Origin of the sequence: Henriciella marina, from assembly GCF_027213945.1 — a bacterium.
GTDB classification, from domain to species: Bacteria; Pseudomonadota; Alphaproteobacteria; order Caulobacterales; family Hyphomonadaceae; genus Henriciella; species Henriciella marina_A.
This window is the reverse complement of record NZ_JAPWGW010000001.1, coordinates 295,416-313,230: the sequence shown is the minus strand read 5'-3', so window position 1 is coordinate 313,230 and position 17,815 is coordinate 295,416. Positions and strand designations below refer to the sequence as shown.

Sequence of the window (17,815 nt, the reverse complement as noted above, 5' to 3'; positions counted from 1 at the left end):
TGGGAAAGCTGCATTTGCAATCAGGCGGTGCGGGCCCAATTCTTTGACTTCAGAGCCTCGCGCCCGCTTGTGCCGGGCGTGTGGCCGACATATGCAGACCCACGCCTTCCAAAGGAGTTCGATCACATGGCAACCGAAATCGCCCTTAGCCGCGCCGTAGAGCGTGTCCAGCCTTCAGCAACGATCGCTGTCACGACCAAAGCGAACGAAATGAAGCGCCAGGGCATCGATGTCATTGGCCTTGGTGCCGGTGAACCGGATTTTGACACGCCTGAGCATGTGAAAGAAGCCGCGATCAAGGCGATCAATGACGGCAAGACCAAATATACGCCGGCAGACGGTATCCCCGAGCTGAAAGAGGCCATCTGCGCGAAGTTCAAGCGCGACAATGGTCTTGAGTACACGCCGGCCCAGATCAACGTCTCGCCGGGTGGCAAGGCCGTGCTTTACAATGCCTTCATGGCGACGCTGAACCCCGGCGACGAAGTTATCGTGCCAGCGCCTTACTGGGTGAGCTATCCTGAGATGGCGCGCCTTGCTGGCGGCGATCCAGTTTTCGTGCAGTGTGGCCCGAACTCCAATTACAAGCTTTCACCTGAAGCGCTCGAGCAGGCGATCACGCCAAAGACGAAGTGGCTGGTGCTGAATTCGCCGTCGAACCCGACAGGTGCGGCCTACACAAAGGATGAGCTGCGCGCGCTCGCCGATGTGCTCCTGAAGCATCCCCAGGTCTGGGTGATGACGGACGATATGTATGAGCACCTTGTCTATGACGGCTTTGAGTATTTCACGATCGCGCAGGTCGAGCCGAAGCTCTATGATCGCACGCTGACCGTGAACGGCGTGTCAAAGGCCTATGCGATGACCGGTTGGCGGATCGGCTATGCTGGCGGCCCGGAGAAGCTGATCGCGACGATGCGGAAAATCATGTCGCAGTCGACCTCAAACCCATGCTCCATCAGCCAGTGGGCGAGCGTTGCGGCCCTGAACGGCGATCACAGCTTCCTGGCCGAGCGCAACAAGGTCTTCAAATCGCGCCGGGACATGGTTGTCGATGCGCTGAACGCTTGCGAAGGGCTGTCCTGCGCGACGCCGGAAGGTGCGTTCTATGTCTATCCAAGCTGTTCCGGCGTTATCGGCAAGTCATCGCCGAAGGGCGCGCTGATCAGCTCCGACAAGGATTTCGCGACCGCGCTCCTTGAAGAAGAGCAGGTGGCCGTCGTGTTTGGCGAAGCGTTTGGCCTGTCGCCAGCTTTCCGGATTTCCTACGCGACCTCGACTGAAGCGCTGGAGGAAGCGATGAAGCGGATCAAGCGCTTCTGCGAGGCGCTGAAATAGGCACCCCCTATCACGCATCAGCCATTGGAAAGTTCTATGGCTGGGGCGTCTAAATCCGATTTGTTTGCTCGCCTGCCCGTTCCCATTTTAGTACCATCAGCAATCACTAAAGACGTTGAGACACGTCGGGAGGTATCGGGATGAGTAATACGGATAGAAAAGCATCGGTCGAAGCGCTTCGTAATGCGCTGGGTGAAACCTATGCGCTGTACTTTAAAACGCATGGCTATCACTGGAACGTGACGGGACCGCGCTTCAAATCTCTGCACGAGCTTTTCATGCAGCAATACACTGAGCTCTGGACGGCGCTTGATGAGCTTGCGGAGCGGCTGAGATCACTTGGCCAGTTTGCGCCCGGCTCCACGGAGGAGATGCTGTCCACCGCAACCATCAAGCCGGACAATGGCGTTCCGGACTCCGAGGACATGATCAACAATCTCGTCCGCGGGCACGAAACGCTAGCCGAAGTTGCGCGCGCCGGTGTCGAAGCCGCTGAAGCCAGCGGCGATATCGTCACGGTGGATCTGCTGACGCAGAGGGCTGCGATTTCCGAGAAGGCCGCATGGATGTTGCGCGCCAGCATCTAACAGACACTCAATCCAATTCATCAAAGAAAAAAAGCCCGGCTGCGAGTGATCGCGCCGGGCTCTAAGTATCGGTTCCTACTTGGAGGGAGGAAACGCACAATCGGAGGAGATTGGCTGAAGCCGGAACCAAGGCATGCGCGTCAGCTAGATGCTGCGAGTGCGAAAGAAAACACCCGTTTCAGTATTGAAGACATGCATTCCTGCATGTGTCCTTGGGTCAGCTTGCGCGAAGTTGCAGGTTCTCGCGTTTGATCGCGTCTACTTCGGCCGTCAGGAAGTCCCTGAACACGGCGATTCGCTTCGATCGCTTGAGGTCGCTTGGATAGATAAAGAACAGGTCGAAGGTCGGCCCGGTATGGTCTGGTAGCACGCGCACCAGCTTCGGCACCGCACTTACCATATAGTCTGGAAGGTCAGCGATCCCGATGCCTGCTTCCACGGCGCGAAGCATGGCTGGCACGTTTCGCACCTGCAGCGTTGCCTTGCGCGGCAATGTATCATCTCGGCCAACCCGCTGGGCCCAGCTCATCGCGTCCAGCGGCGTATTCTCTGTGCCGTAGCCAATGATCCGGTGATTATCGAGATCCTGCGGTGTGCGCGGCGTACCATGCGCCTTCAGATATTCCGGGGAAGCATAGAGATTAGTTGCAACCGTGCCGAGCTTGCGCTGGATCAGGTCAGACTTGTCAGCCGCCCAGAGACGAATGGCGCATTCCGCCTCCAGCTTCAGGAGGTCATACGTTTCGCCATCATCAAGACGCAGATCGATCCGCATCCCGGTATTGGCGCTGAGAAAATTGCCAAGGCGCGGGACCAGCCAGGTCGACCCGAAGGCGACGGGCGCTGTCACAACCAGGTCCCCCTGCGCCACATCCTGCTGGTCGCGAAGCGCCGCATTGGCTGTCTGGGCTGCAGACGCCATGTCCATGGTGGAGCGATGAAGCGTATGTCCTGAGTCCGTGAGGACCAGCCCGCGTGCATGCCGCTGGAACAGCGAGACACCGAGCTGTTCCTCAAGCGCAGAGATCTGGCGCGAGACAGCCGACTGCGAAATGCCGAGGCGTTCGCCCGCGGCTGTCAGGCTGCCAGCTTCTGCTGCAGCGTGGAAAGATTTGAGCTTATCCCAGTCCATCAGGTCTTTTGGATGACACGTGCACTGTCGTCAGGGCAAGCGTATTGTGTGCTGCATATGCGAACGATGGAGGGGTTACTGACTGACCCACAGAATGCGTGCGATCCAGCTGATTTGTGACGGTTTCAGCGTCCGTACTGGATGGTCTGGATTGAGGGATATGAGCTCGACCTGGGTCTCTGTCTGGCGGCCGAGCACCTTGGCCATCACCTCGCCATCCTGCGTCTTCGCGACGACCCGGTCACCTTTTCGAACCTGTGCGCCCGGGGACACGACGATACGGTCTCCCTCGCGATAGGCTGGCTCCATACTGTCGCCCGTAATCTCGAGCGCATAGACAGGCTCGCCGCCAAGGCCGGGAAAGCGAACCTCATCCCACCCCCCGCCGATCGGGAATCCGCCATCATCGAAAAAGCCGTCAGCGCCAGCCTGCGCAAGGCCAATCAGGGGCGCTGTCGCCCCACGGCGCCCTTCGATGAGCGCAGCGAAATCATCCATCCCGGCCCCGACGGCATCAAGCGCGCGGGAGATGCTTTCGGTCGATGGCCAGCGCGGGCGCCCATCGCGGGCCTGACGTTTCGACGGGTTGAAGCTTGTCGGGTCGAGACCGGCCTGACGGGCAAGGCCCGACGTGCTGAGACCGTTTTTCTCGGCCAGAAGATCAATGCCTTTCCAGACGTCGCCGTGGCGCATGATCCTTAGTCTCCATAATCTCTGTCATTTTCCTATCATGGGAAAATAAACCTAGCAAGTCTGGCGCTTTTCCGGCCGGCCTAAAGCCTGTATGAACGCCCGCATGATGCTCGATACACCTGTCTACAAAATCCTCAGCGCCCAGGATGATGAGCGCGCCCGAAAGCTCGGTCATAGTGATACCGACCTCGATGCGCGCGATGGCTATGTCCACCTTTCGTCGAAAGACCAGGTCGCAGAGACCCTGCGGCTCCACTATGCGGGCCAGCACGGCGTTCGCCTTTATGAGTTCTCAGCGGAAAAGCTCGGCGGCGATGTGAAATGGGAAGAATCGCGCGGCGGTGATCTCTTCCCGCACCTCTATGGCACGCTGCGGCTTTCCGCGGCGCAGCGCCAGTGGACGCTGGAGACCAATGATCAGGGAAGTCCAGTCCTGCCAGAGGATCTGCGCTAGCCATAGACCGTCGTGTGTTCGTAGGTTGAACATCTCGGTCAAATACTATATCCGCTGCCACCTTCCGACGATGGTGCGGATTGTCTGCAAGTCCCGCAATTGAACCGCCTTTGACCTGCAGCACAAATCACATCAAGGATACAAGATGGCAGGCACGCTTACACGTAAGAACCTCAAATATACGTCGATTCGTGGTGGTAAACGAATCTCCTCAATTTCTTTTGCTGCCGCATCAAAGATGGCGGGATTTTCGACTCAAGCATTAAGAATGATGGACGCGGAGCAGGCGCATGACTTCGCATTGAAGCTATTCCGGACTACCGGGCCAGTTATACCTGCGTCTAGCCAAGCCGATTTGCTCGAATACTCACTTCCCAAATCGGGCCTACGCTTAAAATCTCCTGTTGGGTTGGCGGCAGGTTTCGATAAAAATGCTCGAGTGGCAGCTCATACCCATAAATTTGGATTTGGTTTCGCTGAATGCGGGACGGTTACGCCAAAAGCTCAGACAGGAAACCCTAAGCCTAGGGTCTTCCGGTTGAAAGAAGACAAAGGCGTAATCAATCGTATGGGGTTTCCCAGCGATGGCCTTGAAAAGTTTGTTTCCAACTTAAAAAAGGCGAAAAACGCGCGGGTGCCGATAGGGGCGAATGTCGGCGCGAACAAGGACAGCGAAGACCGGATCGGCGACTATGAGACCGGGATTGAAGCGGTCTATCCGCACGCACAATACATCACGATCAACATCTCGTCGCCCAACACGCCGGGCCTCCGCGGCCTTCAGGACAAGGGTGCGCTGGAAGAGCTTCTCACCCGCTGCGGCGAGGCGATGGACCGGGCGCATGAGGCGACTGAAACCGAGGGCAAAGGCCGCAAACCGGCATTCCTGAAGGTCGCGCCAGATCTCGATGACAGGACGATCCACGATATTATCGCCGTTGTGCGGGGGTCGGGGCGCTGGCTGTCCGGCCTCATCGTCTCGAACACGACGCTGGAGCGGCCTGACACGCTGCAAAGTGAACACAAATCAGAGACCGGCGGGTTATCCGGTGCGCCGCTTTTCGACCTGTCGACAGAGGTGCTGCGCGTCTTTTCCCGTGAGCTGAAGGGTGAGTTCGACCTGATTGGCGCGGGCGGTATTGCAAGCGGGGCTGACGCCTATGCAAAGATCCGCGCAGGCGCTCATGCGGTCCAGCTCTATTCAGCGCTCGTCTATCACGGGCCGGGCCTCGTCGCAGAGATCAACCGCGACCTTGCCGAACGGCTCTACGCTGACGGCTTTACGTCTGTTGAGCAGGCTGTCGGGGCTGACTTTCGCTGATCTTTCTGATCATCGATGGCAGGTAGAAACCGAGCGCGCCTGCCCGCCAGACATACATGGTGAGGAAGGCGATCCAGACGCCTGAGTTGCCGAACTGGTCTTTAAGAAGCATGTCCGTGCCGACATAGAGAATAGCGGCCACCACACCTGCATTTCGCAACGCCTTGCCCTGCGTCGCGCCGACGAAGAAGCCATCGAGCTGCCAGCAGGCAAGACCGATCAACGGTACGGCGGCGCAGTAAGGCAGAAAAGTCAGCGCAACGGCGCGTGCGTCTGCATCTGCCACGAAATTCTCGATGATCCAGCCCCCGCCAAAGAAATAGGCGAGCGTGATTAATACCGCGCAAGCGAGCGCGATCTCGCTCGTCAGGCGCATGGCGCGCATCAGCCGCGCGCGACTGCGTGCGCCATAGGCTTCTCCAATTTCCTTCTCAGCGACGAAAGCAAAGCCATCCAGAACAAAGGCCGACACCGATACGAACTGGAGAAGGACTTCATTGCCAGCCAGCGTCGCGGTGCCGAGGCTCGCGCCTGAATTCACGAACCAGGCAAAGCAGAAGAGTAGTGCCAGCGTCCGGATGAGGATATCGCGATTGGCATTGATAAGCGCGGCCAGCCGCTCCTGGTCAAACAGCTTGCCGGAACGGGAGAAGCCCTTGCGCACGAGGATCAGTCCGAAAGCGAGCGCGACCCATTCGGCGATGGCTGTACCTGCGCCAATTCCGGCTGGGCCCCAGCCAAGGCCTGCCACGAACCAGATATCGAGCGCCGCATTGGTGCCATTCATGACGATCTGGAAGACCAGCAACTGGCCAGTCTTTCCTGTGCCGAGTAGCCAGCCCGTAATCGCATAGCCCATCAGTACGGCGGGTGCGCCCCAGACGCGCGCGTCGAAATAGTCCCGGGCGAGCGACTTCACCTCAGGGCTCGCCTCGAAAGGCTGAAAGACGGCGAGCTTCAGAAGCGGTGACAGGATGAGAATGGCAAGACCGAGTGCCCCGCCGAGCAGGAGGGCGCGTTGCAGCACAGTTTGCGCTTCAAGCCGGTCGCCGCCGCCTGCTGCTTGCGCGGTCAGCCCTGTCGTCGACATGCGCAGGAAGCCAAACGCCCAATAGAGGAAGTTCATCACCACAGCGGCAACGCCGACTGCGCCGAGGTCGAACTTGGTGCCGTAGAGGCCCATCACGGCCGTATCGACGATACCGGTCGATGCGGTCGCCGCCTGTGCCAGCATCACTGGAACGGCAAGCGCAACGACCTGTGAGCGGGTAAGGACGGCATCTGACATGGCAAGCGGCTTATGGCGCTGGCCGCTGCTTGACAATCAGCGGCCTGCCGACATTTCACCCTTCATGGCGCTGCCGATCGTTCACCACCATGATTATGACGCTGAAAGCGTGCCGGACAGCCATCGCTTCCCTATGCGCAAATACTCGCTGCTCGCCGATCTCCTTCGCGCGAGGGGAGAGACATTTGCCGTCCCCGCCCATGCGCCAGAGCACTGGCTGCATCTTGCGCATGACCCATCCTACGTGACCGCGGTGCTGACCTCTTCGGTAGATGCGAGAACAGCGCGAAAGATCGGTTTCGAGATGACGCCAGCCATCGCCGCGAGAACGCGCGCATCTGTCGGCGGCACCTGCCTTGCGGCCCGGCTCGCCGTCGAGCATGGCGCTGCGGTGAACCTCGCAGGCGGCAGCCATCATGCGAGCTATGAAGGCGGGGCAGGCTTCTGCGTCTTCAACGATGTCGCCGTCGCTGCGCGGGTCGCTCTTGAAGAGGGGCTATGCCAGAAGGTCGCCGTTATCGATTGCGACGTGCATCACGGAGACGGGACCGCCAGCATCTTTGCCAGCGATGATCGCGTCTTCACGGCGTCGTTGCATTGCGACGACAACTGGCCGCGTATCAAGCCGCCTTCAGACCTGGATGTCGGACTTTCTAAGGGCGCTACCGACAGTGATTATCTGCAGGCGCTGGACCGTTTCCTTAAAAGCGTTTTTAGCCAGTCCAAGCCAGGTCTGGTCTTCTACAATGCAGGCGTTGATCCTCATGAGAAAGACCGCTTGGGACTTCTTTCGCTCAGCGATGAAGGCTTGCGCGAGAGAGACCGGAGAGTTGCTGAAACCTGCATCCGAAACGGCGTCCCGATCGTGGGAGTGCTCGGCGGTGGCTACGAAAAAGACGCTCGCGCAGTCGCTCGAAGGCACAGTTTCATGGTAGATGCACTGGCAGCCGCAACTGCGCCTCAGGGGCGAACTGCCTTTTCTTCGCCTCAATAATCCTTAACGACTGTTAACAGGCAATACTGCGAAGCAATCAGACTGGAGAGCCTGCAAGGATGTTTGGGCTGGCATGGACTGACTGGCAACTCTGGCTGGTAGTGGCGGGAATAATCCTGCTTCTGTATGTTGGGCGACCTTATCTGCACGGCCTGTTTCGCGGAGTATTCTTTGGTCTTGCCTATGTGCTGCGCGATGTTGCAAGGCGCCTAGAGAATGCCGGCAACAATATCTATCGACAGTATATTGAGCTGGTTGCCTCGCATACGGCCGAGACACTAGAGCAGCGGCTGGTCAGCCAGGAGATGAAGCTGGAAAAGCGCGCGCCGGAAATTGACCGGCGGATCAGCGGCATTGTCGACAAGCTGGATACGAACCAGTCCGACCTTTCAGAAACGCTTGAAGCTTTCCGCGCAGTGGACCTTGATGAGCGCACGCTCAGGGAGGTGCAGGACAGCATTCAGGCCAGAGGGCAGGGGCAGAGCCGCGCAAAGCTCTCTAGCGCAGCTTCGGACGTCCGCCGCGCCGTAAAGGAAGAGCTCGCCCCGCTTCGTCCGCACATTAATGCTCTTCGCTCAGAGCTGAAGCCAATGGCGGAGAATATCACCCGCCTGCGTTCAATCTCGAACGAACTCAGCCGCTCCTCGAAACAGATCAACAAGGACCTTGCGACCTTCGAAGAGTGCATCCATCCCGACTATGAGCGGCGCCGCGACGCAGCCCAGCGCCAGTCCATCCTGATCCCGTGGCTGCTCTCACTGCTCGTCATGACGGTGGCGCTGACTGGCGTTTTCCTGAACTTCTTCCTGATCCAGCGTCCTATGGCGGAAATCGTCGGCGATGACCTCCAGGTGATGGGCGTTGGCCTGCCGACAGCGGCGGCCCTTGTTGTCATTTTCCTGGAAGCGGTCGCGGGTATCGTCCTCATGGATGCCGCGGGCATTACCAAGATTACGCTTATCTCGACCCTGCCGCGCATACATAAGCGCGTACTGCTCTATGCAGCCTTTGCGTTTCTTGCCGCATTCTCCTTCTTCGAGGCCATTCTCGCCATCCAGCGCGAAGTCCTGATCGGCATTGATCAGGAAACCACGCGCCGGGCGCTGGGCGAGTTGCCTACCGAAGCAGGCGGAGAGCCGGGCGGCATCTCACTCACCATGATCGGACAGATGGTACTGGCCATCCTGATCCCCTGGCTCCTTGCTGTCGCAGCGATCCCGCTGGAGACGGTGGTGCAGAATTTCATTCTTATCCTCCGCCTGGTCATGCACCAGATCACGATCTTCCTGGCCTTTGTCTTTGCGATCGTGGCGACCGTGCTGAAGGCGATCGGTCTCTTCGTACTGCGGGTCTACGACTTGCTGATTTTCCTGCCGCTGACGATAGAAAGAATGTTCAGGCGATTGCGTGGTCCGGCCCGCAAGAAGCAAGCTTCTGGAGCAACATGATTATCAAGACTTTCAAGACGCTGACCGCCGGACTTATCCTTGCTGGCGTGGCCGCCTGCGGCGCCGTGACGTCCAATTCCAAGGCTGTCTTCATGCTGGTGGACGCGTCGGGCACATATGTACGCGAAGTGCCTGATGCGGTGGTCACAGCCAAGCTTCTGACCTCGAAGCTTAACTCGAACGACATGTTTGCCTTTGGCGAGATCGGCTCGTGCAGCTTTTCTGATAGCAGTCTGGTCGTTCGCCGCACCTTGCCGGGTACGCCCAGCGAGGCGGCCTATGCCAAGCAGGCCGTTTTTGGAAACCTGGAAGCCTATGCAGAGACAGTCCAGCCGACGGGCTGGACCGACATCAGGGGCGGGTTGCGCTATGCAGCGGCTGAGCTGGAGCAATCCGATCAGGCGAGCCGCTACATCGTGCTCGTCTCCGATCTTGTTGAGGACGTTTCCCCCGATTGCGACACCAGTGGCCTGGAGCTAGACCTCGAAGGCATTACGGTGATCGTCACGAACGTCACGCGTTCTGACCGCGACGCGTCGGACCCGAATGCCTATTTCGAGCGCCTCGAAGCCTGGGAGGCATTGGTTGAGGATGCTGGCGGTACATGGGTGCATGCGAACTCCCGCGACCGGCTGCTGGAATACATGTTCTAGGTGCGCAAAGCGCCGCTGGCTGACGCTTCCATATTGATGAATGGCCCCGACTCCCGCGAAGGATAGGGGATGTCCGTCACAAATTCCGAAATCGCATCAGAGACGCCGCTTTCCCTGTTGAAGCGGGTGTATGGCTATGACGCTTTTCGGGGGCTGCAGGCTGATGTCATTGCTGATGTGATGGCGGGCCGTGATACGCTGGCGGTCCTGCCGACAGGCGGCGGCAAGTCGCTCTGCTACCAGATCCCGGCCATATTGCGTGACGGCGTCGGCCTCGTCGTCTCACCGCTCATCGCGCTGATGGCTGATCAGGTCGATGCGCTGAAGGCACTTGGTGTGCGGGCAGAGCGGCTGGATTCGTCCATGGCGCCTGAAGACAAACAGGCCGCCCTCGAAGCGGCGCGGCGCGGTGAGATGGATATGCTCTACGTTTCGCCAGAAGCGCTCGGCACCGGTCTCGCGGGCGTGCTGGCGCGCTTGGGCGTTTCGGTGATTGCCATTGATGAGGCGCACTGCGTCAGCCAGTGGGGCCACGACTTCCGCCCGGACTACCGCGCTCTCAGCCGCCTGAAACAGCTTTTCCCCGGCGTGCCGCGTATCGCCGTGACGGCGACAGCCGATGAGCGCACGCGCGATGATATCCTGCATGAACTCGACCTCACCTCACCGCAGGTCCATGTCGCAAGTTTCGACCGCCCGAACCTGACGCTTGGCGCAGAACCGAAAGCGGGGAAGCGTGCAGACCGCGTGGCGTCTCTCGTAAAGGCGCATTCCGGCGAAAGCGGCATCGTCTATGCGGCAACGCGCGATGCGACAGAGACGCTGGCTGAAAGCCTGGAGCGGGCAGGCCTCTCTGCGCTGGCCTATCATGCCGGTCTCGACCCGGAAGTGCGAGCAGAGCGCCAGCGCCGCTTCCTGCTTGAGGACGGCATCGTCATGTGCGCCACCGTCGCCTTCGGCATGGGTGTCGACAAGCCTGACGTGCGCTTTGTCATCCATGCTGACCCGCCAAAGACGCTGGAAGCCTACTGGCAGGAGGTTGGGCGTGCCGGGCGCGATGGAAAACCTGCCGAGGCCTTCGCGCTGTTTGGCCCGGCCGATATGCGCCGCTCGATCAGCTGGACGGTCGAAAGCGATGCTGCCGAAGAGGTCAAACGTGTCCAGCTGACGAAGACGCGGCAATTGTTCGCGTTCCTGAATGGAACGGAGTGTCGTCGCGGAGCCGTCAGGCGGTATTTCGGCGAGGCGAATGTCGCGCCATGCGGAGAGTGCGATAATTGTCAGCGCGAGCCGGGCGATGGCTTCGATGCGACACGCTTTGCGCAGATGGCGGTCTCTGCTGTCATCCGCTGCGGTCAACGCATCGGGCGTGGCCGCCTCATCATCCACCTCACCGGTTCGGCCCGCGACGGTTTTGATGAAGACCTGGCGCAGCTATCCACGTACGGAATTGGAATGGACCTGTCGAAGCAGGGCTGGAACGCCGTCTTCGACGAGCTTCTGTTCTCGGGGCTCCTCGCTGAAACCGGTGATGCGATGCGGCCGGTCCTCGCCGTGCCGGATCAGGAAGCCGCCCGTGCTCTCTTCAAGGGGAACCGGGAAGTTTGGCTGCGCACTGATCCGAGTCAGCGAAAGACCGCACGCAAACGATCAGGCCTCGCCGCAGCGGTTGTGCATGACCTCTCCGCGCGCGACCAGTCGCTCTTCGAGGCGCTGCGACACTGGCGGCTCGAAACGGCAAAAGCCAAGGGCGTACCGCCTTACGTCATTTTCCATGATCGGACGCTGGCGGCGATCGCGGCTGAACGGCCTGCGTCGGGCGACGAACTTCGCAACATCAGCGGCGTTGGGGAGAAGAAGGCTGGGCGCTACGCCGATGATATCGCAAGGATCGTCGCTGAAGCCGCCTAGAGCAGGCGTCTGCCGTCATACATCTCTTGCCGCTGCGCCTGCACTGTTTAGGTTTGGGGCATCCAATTCTACTAGGGGGGCAAATGTCCAGCGAAAGAACCAAGGCGTCTGTGGTCGTCAGGAATGCAACGCTCGATGACGTGCCAGCCATCGCCGCGCTCGTTCTGAAAGTGTATGGACGGCCAGCTGATGGATACACGCCGGGCATGCTGCGCGGGCAGATATCCTCTTTCACTGAAGGTCAGTTCCTTGTCGAGTATGATGGTGAAGTCGTCGGCTATGCCGCGAGCTTCATTGTGTCTGCGGATCTGGCGCTAAAGCCGCACGACTGGATCGAGATAACCGGTAACGGCTATGCGGCGCGCCACGACCCGGAAGGCGACTGGCTCTACGGCATGGAGGTCTGCGTCGACCCGGAAATTCGTCGCACGCGTATTGGCCAGCGCCTTTACAATGCGCGCCAGAAACTCTGTGAGGACTGGGAACTGCAGGGTATTGTCTTCGGCGGGCGGATGCCCGGCTGGAAGCGCAAGCGCAAACAGTATCCGAACCCTGAAGACTACGTCGAAGCGGTCAAGGCGCAGAAAATTACGGACCCCGTCATCCGCTATCATCTGCGTGCCGGATTCGAGCCGATCGGCGTCCTGCGCAATTACCTCGAAGAAGACACCGATAGCGGGGGTCACGCCACCCATATGGTCTGGCGAAACCCTTACGCGGTCGAAGTAAAGCCTGCCAACAAGGTCTCCTACGCCGTAAAGGAGCGGGTGCGTGTCGCGACCGTGCAGGTCCAGATGCGGGCGGTGAAAAGCTTTGAAGAATTCATGAGCAACGTCGAGTACTTCGTCGATGTCTGCTCTGACCGACGGGCCGATTTCGTTGTCTTCCCTGAACTGTTCACACTCCAGCTTCTGGCGTTTGAGAAACGAAAGTTGAGCCCTGCAGAGTCCATTGAGGCGCTGACCCGTTACACACCCCGCTTCGTTGAGGAGATGCGAGAGCTCGCCATTTCCTACAACATCAACATCATTGGCGGTTCTCACCCGACCCGTACCGATGACGGCGATATTCAGAACGTCGCCTATGTCTTTCTTCGCAATGGTTCTGTCCATGCGCAGGAGAAAATCCACCCGACGCCGGACGAGCGCCATTGGTGGAACATCAAGGGCGGCGACAGTGTCGATGTCATCCCGACCGATTGCGGGCCGATTGGCGTGCTCATCTGTTACGATTCAGAGTTTCCGGAGCTTGCCCGTCGCCTGACGGACGAAGGCGCGCGCATCCTGTTTACGCCGTTCTGTACTGATAGCCGCCAGGGCTATCTGCGCGTGCGCTATTGCTGCCATGCGCGTTGTATCGAGAACCAGCTCTACGTCGTGACCTCAGGCTGTACGGGCAATCTGCCCAATGTCGAGAATATGGACATCAACTACGCGCAGTCTGCGATCCTGACGCCGTGCGACTATCCGTTCGCGCGTGAAGGCATCGCCGCAGAGATCGCGGAGAATGTCGAGGCGGTTGTCATGGCAGACCTCGACCTCAACGACCTGAATTTCGCGCGGTCTGAAGGGACTGTCCGGAACCTCCGCGACCGCCGGTTTGATCTCTACCGTGTCGCCTGGAAGGATGGCGGTTGAAACTTCCGGCGCTGAGCGAGAACAAGCCGCTCCGGCTGGGCAGCCTGATGTTGCTTTATGCCGCTCAAGGGGCGCCGGAAGGATTACTTTACATAGCAATACCCGCATGGTTTGCGGCGCAAGGCGTCAGCGCGGACGCAATTGCGGGCTATATCGCAATCATCCTGCTGCCGTGGAGCTTCAAGCTCTTCAACGGCATCCTGATGGACCGCGTCACCTGGGCGCCCATGGGGCGAAAACGGCCATGGCTGATCTTCGCCCAGCTCATCCTGATCGGAAGCCTTGTCTGGTTTGCCGGTCTCGAAGAGCCGACTGAGGCGCTGTACTGGTTTGCGGTGGCGGGCTTCGCCGTCAACTTTGCTGGCGCCTTTCAGGATGTTGCTATCGACGGGATGGCCATCGACATACTGGGCAAAGAAGAACGCGCCACGGCAAATGGCTTGATGTGGGGCGGCAAGACGCTTGGCACGGCGGGTTTTGCGTTTCTGACCGGTCGTCTGATCAGTGATGAAGGTCACGCTCTGGCCGCCATCGTCACGGCAGTTTTCGTTGCAATCGTCATGCTGCTTCCTCTGCTCCTACGGGAACGCGCTGGAGAAAAATTGATGCCCTGGAGCGAAGGGCAGGCATCCACTCATACGCAATCTGTACAGGTTCAACGCTGGCGTCCGCTTGTCGCTGGCGTCTTTAACGCAATGAAGCGCCCTGCAAGTCTCGCTCTCGCCGCGGGCATCCTGGTTGCTTTTCTTGCCTATGGACTGAAAACCGCATTCTCACCGACGCTCGCCGTTGAGGAGCTTGAGTGGGATCGGGGGCTATTCACCGACAGGGACGCCACGGCCGATCTTTTGGGGGGCCTGTTTGGCGTATTCGTATCAGGCTGGCTAGCGGACAAGATAGGCCCCCTGCGCGCTCTCGGTGGGGCTCTCATCGGTATGGCTCTTCTCAATGCAGTCGCGATTTTCTTGTGGCAGGCTGAAGGCTTCTACTTTGCTTATCTGCTCGCCTACAGTGTCCTGTTCGTGCTGATGTCCGTCTGCACCTATGCGATCGCTATGGGACAGTCGCGTGGCAGCGTGGCGGCAACGCAATTCTCGATCTTCATGGCGCTTCTAAATTTCGGCACTAGCATCGGGGCCGGACAACTCGCCTGGCTTCGTGGTGCGGGCGGTTATGAGGCAGCGTTTGCAGCGTGTGTAGCGCTCAGCGCTGGTGCGCTTGGCTTCTATGCTTTCTCCGTGCGTCTCAATCGCGAGCTGGAAACGTCATCCATCCTCAGCGACCAGGAAATGCGCCTGTAGCGCCGTGACGATCTTTTCTGGATCATCGCCCTGCCACGCTTCGGCGCGCACGCTTGCCATCCGCCGGCCGAGCTTGTGGACGATGGCGCGGGCATAGAGGTCTTCGCCCTTGGCGCTCCGCAGATAATCAATCGTCAGATTGATTGGTTTTGGCGGGCGTTGCAGATCGGACTGGAGATAGACCTGTGCAACAGCAGTCAGTTCCAGAAAGGCACCCGTTGCGCCACCATGAAGGGCGTTGATCGCCCCATTTCCGATAAATTTTTTCCGAAAGGGCAGTCTGGCGATCAGTTGGTCGCCATTTGTTTCAAACTCCATCCCGATGAAGCGGGCGAAGGGCGTGCGGTCGAGGAAAGCCTGTAGCTGTGCAGCGCGGGGGCTCATTTCTCGCCTCCCAGCATCTTGTTCGCAATGTCCATTGCAGCGTTCCCGCTTGCCCAGCGACCGATGTCATTCAGAGCGAATGTCCCTGCGGCCGTCGCAATCACCTTGTCGCGGCTCTCATGATACGCCCAGGCATGGGTGAACGCCACATTCCGGGTGATATGGTAGCATTCGGCCTCAGCCAGAATATCGCGGCCCTTGTCAGCCGGGCGCATATAGTCGATGCGAAGGTCAAGCGTCGCCATCGACATCGGCTTTTTGAGCGCTGTGTTGATGCAGACGCCGCTCAGATTGTCGAGGAGTGCGGTCAGAACGCCCCCATAGATGACACCTGTATCCGGGTCGCCAACCAGGTCTTCGCGCCAGCCGACCTTGGCGAAGGCGCGGCCTTTCTCGATGCCCGTCAATTCAAACCCAAGCGCCTGTGCCCAGGGGACCGTCGACATGATCCGGCGGGCGTTCTGCTGCATCAGTTTGAGCATCATGTCCTGACGCTCGTTCTCTTCGCTCATCTGGGCCCCTCGCTGTTGCCGCGACGTGAAAATTGACGCTGCATCCTAGGTCGATACCATCGTGAAAAGCGAACACAAATGAGTGACGCTGCGGGAGGAAAAAATGGCATTCGACGGACGATCAAACGGCAAGGCCTGCATCATCGGCGCGGGCTGCTCAGGCTTTACGATGGCAAAGCGTCTGAAGGATTATGGCATTGCCTATGACTGTTTTGAGATGTCGGACAATATCGGCGGCAATTGGTACTATCGCAATCCGAACGGGCTGTCCTCCTGCTATCAGAGCCTCCACATCGATACGTCAAAGTGGCGCCTCGCCTTTGAGGATTATCCTGTGCCGGAGGACTGGCCGGATTTCCCGCATCACGCCCAGCTGCTCCAGTATTTCCACGACTATGTCGACCATTTCGGCCTGCGGGAAACGATCACCTTCAACACCGCCGTCGAGAAGGCCGAGAGGCGCTCCGATGGCGACTGGGATGTGACGCTCTCAACCGGTGAAACGCGAACCTATCAGTGGCTCTTCGTGGCAAACGGCCACCACTGGGATGCACGTACGCCAGAATATCCGGGCGAGTTCAACGGCTACCAGGTCCACTCTCATTACTATCGCGACCCATTCGAGCCTTACGACTTCCGCGGCAAGCGCGTCATGGTTGTTGGCGGTGGCAATTCGGCCATGGATATCTCGTCGGAGCTTTCCCAGCGCCCGATCTCTGAGAAGCTCTTTATCTCCATGCGCCGGGGGGTCTGGGTGCTGCCGAAATACATGAATGGCCAGCCTGCAGACAAAGCCGTCCTTCCTTCATGGATGCCGTCCAAGCTTGGACGGAAGCTTGCACGCGCATCGATCAAGAAGCGTGTTGGCAATATGGAAGACTATGGCCTGCCCAAGCCGGATCATGAGCCGCTGGACGGCCACCCGTCGGTGTCAGGCGAGTTCCTCACACGTGTCGGATGCGGCGACATCACACCGAAAGGTGGTATCGAGAAGCTTGATGGCGATGGCGTCATCTTCAAGGATGGCTCGCGCGAGAAGATTGACGCGATCGTCTGGGCGACCGGCTACAATGTCAGCTTCCCCTTCTTCGACGATGAGCGGCTGAAACCTGTCGAGAACAGGTTCCCACTTTTCAAGCGCATGGTCCGGCCCGGCATGGACAACCTCTTTTTCCTCGGACTTGCACAGCCGCTGCCAACGTTGGTGAATTTCGCTGAGCAACAATCAAAACTCTGCGCAGCGAAAATCGCCGGTGAGTATGAGTTTCCGCCAGAAGACCAGATGAAAGAGACCATCGAAGAGGATGAGCAATTCCATCTCGGCCACTTCTACGATGCGCCGCGCCACACCATGCAGGTCGACTTTAACGCTTACGTAAAGGATCTCATGAAAGAGATAGAGCGAGGGCGGAAGCGCGCAAAAGCCACCGCCTGACCTGGGTGACTGACCTGATGGATGGCTCACATGCTGCGCACCATGCTCGCATGCCTTGCAGGACTAGTGCTGGCGACAGCCTGTAGCACGAATCCTGCGCCGGTTTCGTATCCGATGGATGCTCGCGTGGCACCGCCGAGTGCGATTACAACAACGGCCAGCGTCAGTGCGGAACAGGGGCCATTCCAGCCCGATGCGGACCTGTTTCTCTGTCCAAATAGCACGATTACGAACGCGTTCGAGTATGACGCCGACTTCCGCGTCCTTAACTTCAATCCAATCGTGCTGGTGGAGGGTAAGGTCGTCATCGCATCCGTGCCGACCAATAACGCCTGCATGACGTCGGGTTTTGGTCACCGTATGGGACGGACCCATAAGGGCCTCGACGTGCGTTCGCGCCCGGCAGGCATGGTCTATTCCGCGGCGCCCGGAACCATTCGCGAAGCAAAGCGCAGTCCAAGCTTCGGAAACACGATACTGATTGACCACGGGCAGGGCGTTTTCACCCGCTATGCGCATCTTGCAAACATTGAGGCGGGTATCGAAGCCGGGGAGGTCATCGGATTTGGACAGCCGCTGGGCATAATGGGCACGACGGGCCGCAGCACGGGTATTCACCTTCATTTCGAAGTGCTGACCGGTAGCTACCCGAGCGGCCTGACCGCGCATAATCCTCTTTCTTTCCCAGCCTATCTGACGCAAAGCGCTGCGTACTGATAGAGGGACG

The 17,815-nt window shown here is 59.1% G+C and carries 17 protein-coding genes; 12 read left to right on the top strand and 5 right to left on the bottom strand.

The window, feature by feature from the left end:
- Positions 1–126 precede the first annotated feature (126 nt).
- Together O4G74_RS01510 and O4G74_RS01505 are read left to right on the top strand one after the other, a co-directional pair.
- Positions 127–1,338, top strand: a complete 1,212-nt coding sequence (locus O4G74_RS01510) for a pyridoxal phosphate-dependent aminotransferase (RefSeq protein ID WP_269400904.1) — start codon at positions 127–129, stop codon at positions 1,336–1,338.
- A gap of 140 nt (positions 1,339–1,478) precedes the next feature.
- Complete coding sequence (locus O4G74_RS01505) at positions 1,479–1,925, top strand: Dps family protein (RefSeq protein WP_269400903.1); 447 nt, start codon at positions 1,479–1,481, stop codon at positions 1,923–1,925.
- Positions 1,926–2,142: 217 nt separating this feature from the next.
- Here the strand turns inward: O4G74_RS01505 and O4G74_RS01500 are convergent, their stop codons facing one another.
- Both O4G74_RS01500 and O4G74_RS01495 read right to left on the bottom strand, forming a co-directional pair.
- Positions 2,143–3,057 (bottom strand): LysR family transcriptional regulator, encoded by a 915-nt coding sequence (locus O4G74_RS01500; RefSeq protein WP_269400902.1) that lies wholly within the window; start codon positions 3,055–3,057, stop codon positions 2,143–2,145.
- Positions 3,058–3,132: 75 nt separating this feature from the next.
- Positions 3,133–3,750 (bottom strand): S24 family peptidase, encoded by a 618-nt coding sequence (locus O4G74_RS01495; RefSeq protein WP_269400901.1) that lies wholly within the window; start codon positions 3,748–3,750, stop codon positions 3,133–3,135.
- A 103-nt stretch (positions 3,751–3,853) separates the two neighbouring features.
- On the opposite strand from O4G74_RS01495, the gene O4G74_RS01490 reads away from it, so the two are divergent.
- Positions 3,854–4,204, top strand: a complete 351-nt coding sequence (locus O4G74_RS01490) for a DUF952 domain-containing protein (protein WP_269400900.1) — start codon at positions 3,854–3,856, stop codon at positions 4,202–4,204.
- Between the two features lie 145 nt (positions 4,205–4,349).
- Positions 4,350–5,525 carry a quinone-dependent dihydroorotate dehydrogenase gene (locus tag O4G74_RS01485; RefSeq protein ID WP_331283516.1) on the top strand — a complete coding sequence of 392 codons (1,176 nt, stop codon included), beginning with the start codon at positions 4,350–4,352 and terminating at the stop codon, positions 5,523–5,525.
- Here the strand turns inward: O4G74_RS01485 and O4G74_RS01480 are convergent.
- Positions 5,485–6,813 (bottom strand): MATE family efflux transporter, encoded by a 1,329-nt coding sequence (locus O4G74_RS01480; protein ID WP_269400899.1) that lies wholly within the window; start codon positions 6,811–6,813, stop codon positions 5,485–5,487. The genes O4G74_RS01485 and O4G74_RS01480 overlap by 41 nt on opposite strands.
- 64 nt (positions 6,814–6,877) lie before the next feature.
- On the opposite strand from O4G74_RS01480, the gene O4G74_RS01475 reads away from it, so the two are divergent.
- The 6 genes from O4G74_RS01475 (at position 6,878) to O4G74_RS01450 (ending at position 14,757) form a co-directional block, all read left to right on the top strand.
- The gene (locus O4G74_RS01475) at positions 6,878–7,807 is read left to right on the top strand and encodes a histone deacetylase (RefSeq protein ID WP_269400898.1); all 930 of its coding nucleotides are present in this window, start codon (positions 6,878–6,880) and stop codon (positions 7,805–7,807) included.
- A 59-nt stretch (positions 7,808–7,866) separates the two neighbouring features.
- On the top strand, positions 7,867–9,255 hold the full coding sequence (locus tag O4G74_RS01470; protein WP_269400897.1) for a hypothetical protein: 1,389 nt from the start codon (positions 7,867–7,869) through the stop codon (positions 9,253–9,255).
- A complete protein-coding gene (locus O4G74_RS01465) occupies positions 9,252–9,908 on the top strand; it encodes a hypothetical protein (RefSeq protein ID WP_269400896.1) in 657 nt (218 codons plus the stop codon). Before O4G74_RS01470 ends, O4G74_RS01465 begins: the two co-directional genes overlap by 4 nt.
- Before the next feature lie 69 nt (positions 9,909–9,977).
- Positions 9,978–11,819: a DNA helicase RecQ gene (gene recQ / locus O4G74_RS01460; protein WP_269400895.1), complete on the top strand. Its 1,842-nt coding sequence runs from the start codon at positions 9,978–9,980 to the stop codon at positions 11,817–11,819.
- A gap of 83 nt (positions 11,820–11,902) precedes the next feature.
- Positions 11,903–13,456 carry a carbon-nitrogen hydrolase family protein gene (locus tag O4G74_RS01455; protein ID WP_269400894.1) on the top strand — a complete coding sequence of 518 codons (1,554 nt, stop codon included), beginning with the start codon at positions 11,903–11,905 and terminating at the stop codon, positions 13,454–13,456.
- On the top strand, positions 13,453–14,757 hold the full coding sequence (locus O4G74_RS01450; protein WP_269400893.1) for an MFS transporter: 1,305 nt from the start codon (positions 13,453–13,455) through the stop codon (positions 14,755–14,757). The genes O4G74_RS01455 and O4G74_RS01450 overlap by 4 nt, the downstream gene beginning before the upstream one ends.
- Here the strand turns inward: O4G74_RS01450 and O4G74_RS01445 are convergent.
- Together O4G74_RS01445 and O4G74_RS01440 are read right to left on the bottom strand one after the other, a co-directional pair.
- Positions 14,722–15,141 carry a PaaI family thioesterase gene (locus tag O4G74_RS01445; protein WP_269400892.1) on the bottom strand — a complete coding sequence of 140 codons (420 nt, stop codon included), beginning with the start codon at positions 15,139–15,141 and terminating at the stop codon, positions 14,722–14,724. The two genes, O4G74_RS01450 and O4G74_RS01445, sit on opposite strands and share 36 nt — an antisense overlap.
- Positions 15,138–15,653, bottom strand: a complete 516-nt coding sequence (locus tag O4G74_RS01440; protein ID WP_269400891.1) for a PaaI family thioesterase — start codon at positions 15,651–15,653, stop codon at positions 15,138–15,140. Before O4G74_RS01440 ends, O4G74_RS01445 begins: the two co-directional genes overlap by 4 nt.
- 103 nt (positions 15,654–15,756) lie before the next feature.
- Between O4G74_RS01440 and O4G74_RS01435 the strand changes: the two genes are divergently transcribed.
- Complete coding sequence (locus O4G74_RS01435) at positions 15,757–17,088, top strand: flavin-containing monooxygenase (RefSeq protein ID WP_269400890.1); 1,332 nt, start codon at positions 15,757–15,759, stop codon at positions 17,086–17,088.
- A gap of 30 nt (positions 17,089–17,118) precedes the next feature.
- Positions 17,119–17,805 (top strand): M23 family metallopeptidase, encoded by a 687-nt coding sequence (locus O4G74_RS01430; protein ID WP_269400889.1) that lies wholly within the window; start codon positions 17,119–17,121, stop codon positions 17,803–17,805.
- The last annotated feature ends 10 nt before the right edge of the window (positions 17,806–17,815 follow it).